5 protein-coding genes are annotated in these 6,791 nt (G+C 73.8%); 4 read left to right on the forward strand and 1 reads right to left on the reverse strand.

From position 1 onward, the window contains the following. Positions 1-33 precede the first annotated feature (33 nt). The 4 genes from KY469_07410 to KY469_07425 all read left to right on the forward strand — a co-directional run bounded on the left by KY469_07410 (position 34) and on the right by KY469_07425 (position 4,283). Positions 34-909 (forward strand): hypothetical protein, encoded by an 876-nt coding sequence (locus KY469_07410; protein ID MBW3662912.1) that lies wholly within the window; start codon positions 34-36, stop codon positions 907-909. Next, the gene (locus KY469_07415) at positions 903-2,372 is read left to right on the forward strand and encodes an ATP-binding cassette domain-containing protein (protein ID MBW3662913.1); all 1,470 of its coding nucleotides are present in this window, start codon (positions 903-905) and stop codon (positions 2,370-2,372) included. Before KY469_07410 ends, KY469_07415 begins: the two co-directional genes overlap by 7 nt. Further along, positions 2,369-2,929, forward strand: a complete 561-nt coding sequence (locus KY469_07420) for a hypothetical protein (GenBank protein ID MBW3662914.1) — start codon at positions 2,369-2,371, stop codon at positions 2,927-2,929. The genes KY469_07415 and KY469_07420 overlap by 4 nt, the downstream gene beginning before the upstream one ends. 97 nt (positions 2,930-3,026) lie before the next feature. Next, positions 3,027-4,283 carry a fibronectin type III domain-containing protein gene (locus KY469_07425; GenBank protein ID MBW3662915.1) on the forward strand — a complete coding sequence of 419 codons (1,257 nt, stop codon included), beginning with the start codon at positions 3,027-3,029 and terminating at the stop codon, positions 4,281-4,283. Between the two features lie 16 nt (positions 4,284-4,299). On the opposite strand, the gene KY469_07430 is transcribed toward KY469_07425, so the two are convergent. Next, a complete protein-coding gene (locus KY469_07430) occupies positions 4,300-6,585 on the reverse strand; it encodes a DEAD/DEAH box helicase (GenBank protein MBW3662916.1) in 2,286 nt (761 codons plus the stop codon). Positions 6,586-6,791 lie beyond the last annotated feature (206 nt).

The following is a 6,791-nucleotide window of genomic DNA, read 5'->3' on the forward strand; positions in this document are numbered from 1 at the left end:
CCCACTCGTCGGGTGGCCTGCACCGTCGCACGCGTGAACGACCCCGCGGTCCTCGTCTCGACGGCGCTGGCGCTCGGCGCCGCGTACGCGCTGGTGGGCGTCGCCGTCTCGACGGTGGCGCTCGCCACCCGGACGCTGCATCTGGCGGTCGGCCCGATCCTGGTCGTCGGGGTGCTGGTCCGCCTCCTCCTGGGAGTGACCGAGGTCGTGGGCGTGCCCGACGTGGTCGCGGTCCTCGCGGGCCTGACCGTGGGAGCGTTGCTGTCGGCGCTGTTGGAACCGCTGGTCCTCGGCCGGCTCCGCGACGGGCTGCCGTGGTTGATCGGGCTGGTCGTGGCTGCCGCGGTGCTCGAGACCGCGGCGGCGCGGTGGCTCGCAACTCGGGCGTTCCGACCGCAGCCGCTCGTCGGTGGCGAGGGCACGGTCGAGCTCGGTGGGGCGGTCATCGGTGTCCCGCTGGTCGTCGCCCTCTTGATCGGCCTGCCCACCGCCGTCGTGCTCGCCGTCATCGTTCGCCACACACGCTGGGGCAGGCGACTCCGCGTCGTCGGTGCGTCGCCGCCAACGGCGGAGCGTTCGGGGTTCTCCCCCGCGGTCGTCCGCGCCAGCGTGCTGGCGTTGTGCGGTGCCGTCGCCGTGCTGGCCGGCCTGCTCATCGCGCCGGTCACCTTCGTCGGGGTGGGGCAGGCCGCCCCGCTCACGGTCCGTGCGGTGGCCGCCGCAGCCCTGCTCGGCCCCGGCGGGCCGAGGTGGGCCGTGCCCGGTGGCTTCGCGCTGGGCGCCGTCGAGGCGGTCGCGCAGTCGGCGTGGCCGAGAGCAGGAGGCGAGGTCGGGGTGGCCGTGCTCGTCGTCGCGCTGCTGGTGTGGCGTGGGAGCGAGAGGTCCCAGGCGTGGGGCCGCGCGTGGTGAGACGCGCGTGGATCCTCGTCCTCGTCGTCGCAGCCGTCGCGACAGCGTGGTTCGCCCCGCTCCCGGTGGTGCTGGGAGGCAACCGACTCGTGGTGTTCGCTCTGCTCGCCACCGGGGCGTGGATCACGCTCGGCCGGGCCGGCCTGGTCGATCTGGCAACGGGCGCGGTCGCGGGTGTCGGTGCGTACCTCGGAGGCGTCACGGCCGGCCTGGTCGGTTTCCCGATGTTGCTGGGGCTGCTGTGCGGGACCACCGCAGGCGCCGTGACGGGAGCGTTCGTGGCCGCCGTCGGCGGCCGGGTCGGGCGCACCCTGTCGGCCCTCACCTCCCTGGCGCTCGCGGCGGCCGCCGTCACCCTGTTCGCCGTCCTCCCGGGCGCGGGCGGTGGGAGCGGGTTCCACGCCGTCCCCCTGCTGACCGGCCACGACCGGGTCGACCTCGTCGCCCTGCTCGTTCTCGCCGCGGTGGCGGTCGTGGTGGCGCGGTGGTTCGACACCTCGGTCGCAGGAGCGCGTGCGGCGGTTGCGCTCGATGCCCCGGCCGTAGCTGCGTCGCTGGGACGGCCCCCAGCGTTCGACGCGGGGGTCGCCGGCGCGGTCGCGGGGGCCGTGCTGGGGCTCGCCGGGGCAGCAGGCGCGGCCGTCACCGGTTCCGTCGCGCCGGGGGCGTACGGGCTGCGGCTGTCCGCCGGTCTCGCCCTGGCGGTGCTGGTCGGCGGGGCGCATCCGCTGGCCGGGGCGGTCGGGGCGCTGATCGTGTGGGGACCGAGCATCATCTGGCCCACGGCACCGATCGTCGGCGACGCCCCGCTGCTCGTCATGGGGCTCGCCGGTCTGGGCCTGCTGTGGGTGCGAGCGGGTGGACTCCTGCCTCGTTCCGGCCAGCTGGTTCCGACCACCTCCCCCGACCCGCCGACGTCCGCCGGCGCGACCCTCAGCGTGACAGACGCGAAGCTGCCGGGCGGCCGGGTCGATCTCGAGGTCCTTCCTGGAGAGGTCGTCGCGCTCGTCGGCCCCAACGGCTCGGGGAAGTCCACGCTCCTCGCGCGCATCGGCGGCCAGCTCGACGATGCCGGGACGGTGCGCATCGATGGCGCGCAGCCTCCTCACGGAGCGGTGGCACGGGCCAGGCGTGGCGTCGCGAGGAGCTGGCAGCGGGTCCCGGGACTCGATCAACTCGACGCCGAGCGCGTCGTGACCACCGATGTCGGCGCCCGCGCCGCGGTCGCGTGGGCACGTGAGGTGTTGGGCGAGGGACCGGGCGCCGATCAACTGGTACTCGTGGCGGCGCGTCGACCGGCGCTCGCTCTGCTCGACGAGCCCGCGTCCGACCTCCCGCCGGATCGTGTCGCGCGCTTCGTGCGCGGCCTCGCCGCGGGCGGCGCCGCGGTCCTCGTGGTCGAGCACCGCCCCGAGCTGGTCACCGAAGCCGACCGCATCGTGCACCTCGGTGGTGATCCGTGAGCCGTCTCCGCGCGGACCTCGTCGTCCAGCCCGCTCCGGTCTCGCTCGATCTCGGTCCAGGAGAGGCCGACCTCGTCGACATCGAGGCGGTGGCGCCGCTGACCGGCATCGGCCTGCACCTGCTGGAGCGGCGCCGTCACGACGTTCGCCTCGATGGCCGTCGGTTGGATCGGCACGGACCCGCCGGGCGTGTCCGCCGCGGTCTGGGCGTCGTATCGGGTGCACCCGTGGCTGCGGATGTCTCGATCCTGGACCAGCTCGCCGCCGTCCGGGGAGCGGCAGCCGCTGGAGCCGCGCTCGCCGAGGCGCCCCTGCTCGCCGGGCGCGGCGCCGACCCGGCGGGGATCCTGTCCGGAGGTGAGCGCCGCGTGCTGGCGTGGCTGCGGTGTCAGCTCACGCGCCCGCGGGCGGTCGTGCTCGCCGCTGCCGGGACGAGCCTCGATCAGGACACACTGCGGTGGTGCGACGGCGTGGTGGCGCGGTGGCGTGCGGAGGGGGTCGCGGTGGTCGTCCGGCCGGGGCGCGACGAGGAGCGAGCCTGGGCTGCTCCGGACTGAGTGGAGCTGACTCCGGTGTGTCATCATCCGGCTTCCCGGACCACCACCTGGCGAACTGGGGTGGAACCCGGGCGCCGAAGCTGCCGACGAGGGATACGTGCACACCACGGGCGATCACCGGTTGCGCCGCGCCGTGTGCGCGGTGCTCGCTGCGGGCGTCGCCGTCCTGACCGTCGGGGCACCGGTGGTCGCGGCGGTCACCTGGCGTGTCGACTCCCCGACCGACGAAGAACCGATCCAGACGCCCGCGGCTATCCAGGTCACCACCCAGCGGGAGCTCCTCGATGCGCCCGTGGAGCAGGTGGACGTACGCGTGGTCGGCACCGGCCAGGCCATCGGGCAAGCGGTCGCGCTGGGATGCATCGAGGGATGCAACGGTGAGCAGACGCGCCGCGACGGTGGCGTCACCCTCGACCCCGCCGCACCCGCGGACTTCTTCGCTGGTGCCGCGCCGATGTGCAACGGCGGCTGGAGGCTCGAGCTGCGCCTGAACCGAGGCGAGTGGCGGAACGGCTCCGCGTTCACCGTCTCGTACCCGCCCTCGGCGGTCCCCTCGCTGGATCTCACCGCCGGCGACAACCGGGTGGACGTGAGCTGGGGTGCCGCGCCCGAGCCCGACGTGTCGGGCTACAGCCTCCACCGCCGGCGGGCGGGCGCCTCGTTCTGGGGGCACCCCATCGGTGAGTTCGCTCCGGACGTGCGCAGCTTCCGCGACACCGGTCTGGAGCCCGGCGAGTACGAGTACCGCGTGACCACCCACCGGCCCGACGGCATCGGGGCTGCGCCCTGCGTCGACGATGGCAAGAGCCTCACTGCTACGAGCGCCCCGAGCGCGACGACGGTCGGGTCCCCGCCGTCGCCACGACCGACCTCCTCACCCTCGCCGGGTGGTGCCAGTGGTGACGAGACCTCCGGTGGGGACGGCGACACGACCGGCGATGGCGACGGTGATGGGGGAGGCGACGGTGGATCCGCTGGCACCGGTGGGGATGGCGGTACCACCACCGGAGGGAGCACCCGTCGCGTCACCCCGCCACCGCCGCCGTCCGGGTCGGGCCCCGAGCTGAGCGCCCCGGATCTGCCTCGCCCCCAGGTGGCCCAACCCGAGGAGCACTTCTTCGGCGAAGGTGAGGGCTTCGAGGAGCTCCTGGACTACGGGGATGCCGGCGAGGACCCCGACAGCGACTCCACCGAGGAGCTCGGCGAGGTGGAGGTCGAGGCCTCCGGGTTCACCAGCGTCATCACGCGCATCTTCGACTCCGATCGGGTCGTGCGCTTCATGGCGGCCAGCCTCGTGCTGTTCACGCTGGCGCTCCACGTGATCCGCTGGATGCACGAGGGCGACGTCGCCTGACCACCACGGTCGGTCATCACCCGCTGTGGGACAGCAGCAGATCGAGCACGCGCACCGCCCCGTCCTTGTCGAGCGGTTCGTTGCCGTTGCCACACTTGGGTGACTGCACGCACGACGGGCAGCCGCTCCGGCAGCCGCATCCGGCGACGGCCTCCCGGGTCGCCCGCAGGTGCTCCGCGAGGCGGTGGTAGCTGCGCTCCGCCAGTCCAGCCCCACCGGGGTAGCCGTCGTACACGAACACCGTGGGCAGGCCGGTGTCGGGATGCAGCGCCGTGGACAGGCCGCCGATGTCCCACCGGTCACAGAGCGCGATCAGGGGAAGCAGGCCGATGGCGGCGTGCTCGGCGGCGTGCAGCGACCCCGGCACCCGTGTCGGGGTGACGCCCGCACGCTCGAGCAGGTCGGGTGCGACCGCGTACCAGACCGCCACCGTTCGCAGCTCGACCGGCGGCAGCTCGAGGTCGATGCGCTCGACGACCCGGTCGGTGCCGGGGTAGAAGACCTCGTAGCCCGTCACCTGGGTGACCACGCGGACGCGTCCGAGCCGCAGCGGGACAGGCCCCCACGCCGAAGCGTCCAGTTCCTCGAGCACGGTCACGTCGGTGTCGGACCGTGCCCTCGACGCGTGGTTGATGCCCGGTGCCTCGTGGGCGACCGCGAGGCGCCGATCGAGGTCGAGGCGTTCGATCTCGTACTGGCGGCCCTGGTGGAGGTAGACCGCACCGGTGTGGACCTGGGTGTGGGCACGCGCCTCGTCGACGTCACCGACGAGGGCTCCGGTCGCCGCGTCCACGATCCGGATCGGGTCGCCACCGACCGACCGCAGGTTCACCTCGGCGGCAGCACGACGTCTGCCCACCCAGAAGTGCCGGCCGCCCCGCTCGCGCAGTCGACCTGCCTCCACGTCGTCCGCCAGCAGCTCCGGCGCGGTGGGTCCGAACCACCGCTCCGCCTCCTTCGCGTCCAGCGGCTGCTCCTGGCAGGCGCAGCGCAGGTGCGGCCGGAGCAGGTAGGGGTTGGTCGGGTCGACGATCGCGTCCTCGGGGTCGCGCGTCAGCAGATCGTCGGGGTGATGGACCAGGTACTGATCCAGAGGGTCGTCGGCCGCGACCATCACGCCGGCGCTCTCGGAGGCCGCTCGCCCCGCCCGCCCCAGTCGCTGCCAGAACGACGCGATCGTCCCCGGGTAGCCGGCGAGGATCACCGCGTCGAGGCCACCGACGTCGATGCCTAACTCGAGTGCCTCCGTGGCCGCGACGCCGAGCAGTCGCCCCTCGGTGAGCGCGACCTCGAGCTCGCGTCGCTCCTCCGCGAGGTAGCCGGCGCGGTACGACGCGACCGCGTCCGCCAGCGGGTGGTCGTCTCCGAGGCGCTGGCGCGTGAACATCGCCACGAGCTCGGCGGCCTTGCGTGACTTGACGAACACGAGGGTCTGGACCTCGGCGCCGACGAACGAGGCGAGCAGGTCCGCGGTCTCGCGCAGCAGGGACCGGCGCGTGCCCTGCTCCTCGTCCTCGAACGGCGGTTCCCACAACCCGATGTCGATCGCGCCCCGCGGGGCGCCGTCGATGACGGTGGCGCCCACGTCGAGACCGGTCAGCGCGCTCGCGTGCTCGGCCGGGTTGCCGATGGTGGCGGACGCGAGGATGAAGGTCGGCGCCGCGTCGTAGCGCTCACAGAGGCGCCGCAGCCGCCGCAGCACGAGCGCGACGTGCGATCCGAACACGCCGCGGCTGGCGTGGCTCTCGTCGATCACGACGTACCGCAGCCGGTGCAGCAGGTCGCCCCAGCGCTGGTGGTCGGGGAGCAGGCTGTGGTGCAGCAGGTCGGGGTTGGTCAGGAGCCAGTTGGCGGTTCGCCGGATCGCGTCGCGCTCGGGCGTGGGTGTGTCGCCGTCGATCGCTGCAGCACGGAGCTGGGGCAGGCGCCACTCGCGCAGCTTGCGCAGCTGATCGCGGGCCAGCGCCTTGGTGGGTGCGAGGTAGAGCGCCGTCGCTTTGTCGTCCGCGAGCAGGGTCTCGAGGACGGGAAGCTGGTAGCACAGGGTCTTCCCGCTCGCCGTGCCCGTCGACACGACGACGTGCTGTCCGTCACGGACCCGGGCGAGCGCCTCGGCCTGGTGGCTGTACAGCTCGGCGATGTCGAGCCACCCGAGCCGGTCCACGAGCGGGGCGGGGAGATCGCCGGGGATGGGAACGGTCCGCGCCCGACGAGCCGGCAAGCGAGCGAGGTGGACCAAGCCCTCACCCTCGCCGCCCTTGGTGGTCGCGGCGATGAGCTCGAGGACTTGGCGGGGATCCACGGCCGGGAGCCTAAGCACTGCGGCGCCAGCCGCATCGCCGGCCCGCGTTGGGTGGCCGGGGGCGCGGCTGTTCCGGGCCGCTGGGTGACCGACGTCGGCGGGGCGGATGCCGGCGGCGTGTTCGTTCGTCGTCGGGACACGCGCCCCGTCGGCGTCGGTCGGTCGCTGTGCAGTTGTCATGGATCGGGATGGCCCTGGCTTCAGCC

The organism is Actinomycetota bacterium, assembly GCA_019347575.1.
Taxonomy (GTDB): Bacteria; Actinomycetota; Nitriliruptoria; order Nitriliruptorales; family Nitriliruptoraceae; genus JAHWKY01.